The sequence below is a fragment of the Oleiphilus sp. HI0086 genome, from assembly GCF_001635225.1.
The window spans coordinates 1-1,436 of sequence record NZ_LWFZ01000867.1; the positions used below are offsets into that span (position 1 = coordinate 1).

The 1,436-nt window shown below is 44.5% G+C and carries 2 protein-coding genes and 1 pseudogene; all 3 read left to right on the top strand.

The window, feature by feature from the left end:
* Positions 1-759, top strand: a 759-nt coding sequence (locus A3756_RS15615; RefSeq protein WP_156490519.1) for an aminotransferase class I/II-fold pyridoxal phosphate-dependent enzyme, incomplete at its 5' end; no start/stop codon positions are given.
* 38 nt (positions 760-797) lie between these two features.
* Positions 798-1,157: an ArsC family reductase gene (locus A3756_RS15620; RefSeq protein WP_068553852.1), complete on the top strand. Its 360-nt coding sequence runs from the start codon at positions 798-800 to the stop codon at positions 1,155-1,157.
* Between the two features lie 67 nt (positions 1,158-1,224).
* Positions 1,225-1,436 (top strand): annotated as a pseudogene (locus tag A3756_RS15625) (hypothetical protein); the annotation flags it as partial.

Consider the following 1,436-nt stretch of genomic DNA (forward strand, 5'->3'; position numbering starts at 1 on the left):
ACACTTGAGAGCTCCCAGTTCATTCCCGACTACGACTCTGTCGCCGATAGTACCTGGGACCGCTGCCAGATTCTGTTCATGTGCTCTCCGGGCAACCCGACAGGCGCTGTCACGCCCGCTGAAACGCTTAAAAAGCTCATAAAACTAGCCGACAAGCATGACTTCATTATTGCATCGGACGAATGCTATTCGGAGATCTATTGCGATGAAGACCAAGCTCCGACTGGTTTGCTAGAGGTCTGCGCCGAAATAGGAAGAGATGATTATAAGCGTTGTATTGTCTTTCATAGCTTGTCAAAGCGCTCAAACCTGCCCGGCCTACGCTCAGGATTTGTTGCAGGTGATGCAGACTTGTTAAAAGGCTTCTTGAAATACCGAACTTATCACGGCTGCGCAATGCCGATTCAACACCAGTTAGCAAGCATTGAAGCCTGGAACGATGAAGCTCACGTACAAGAGAACCGTAAAGCCTACAAACGAAAGTTCGAGGCAGTTCTTGAAATTTTAAGCCCGGTACTGAACATCAAGCAAAGTGATGCGAGCTTCTACCTTTGGCCAGAGACACCGATATCGGATGAAGAGTTTGCTCAAAAGCTATATCAGCAAAAGCATGTCACCGTGCTTCCGGGCAGCTATCTATCTCGTACCGTTAATGATCTAAACCCGGGTAAAAATAGAATTAGAATGGCCTTGGTTGCCAGTGAAGAAGAGTGCATCGAAGCGGCAACTCGAATTCGTGAATTCGTTGAATCTCTTTAGCACTCTTTCCACAAATAGTTTTTGTACAAGGTAAAACAATGAGCACAGTAAAAATCTACGGAATTAAAGCCTGCGATACCATGAAGAAGGCACTAACGTGGCTGGAAGAGCATGACATTGATTTTGAATTTCAAGACTATAAGAAGACAGCCATTGATGAGCAAAGCCTTGAAGATTGGCTTAGCCAGGTGCCTTGGGATCAACTAATCAATAAGCGTGGTACAACCTGGCGCAAGCTAAGCGATGAGGACAAAAGCGATATCGACAACGCAAAAGCTATTTCTCTTATTCAGAGTAATAATTCCATGATTAAGCGTCCGGTTTTAAAGATCGGCAATCAAATTCATCTTGGATTCAAGGCTGATAACTACGCCCAATTATTCGAGATAAACGACTAAATAAAGAGTACAGGGTCTCCCCCTTATCTTAAACAACTTATACATATTATTTAATTAGGAGTATTCCATGACAATTGCACTAGGACTTGGTATCGGTAGCAAAAACGGCGCAGGCGAGTGGCTTGAAACATTCTTCCCAGCACCACAATTCCAACCTGACTCCTCTTTGGTTGCTAGCATCCCAGAAACACTAGGCCTTGAAAGCGGCAATACAACAACAGAATTAAATGATGAGCAGATTGAAGAGCTAGCAAAAATCGCAGCGCTTTCTGACATCGC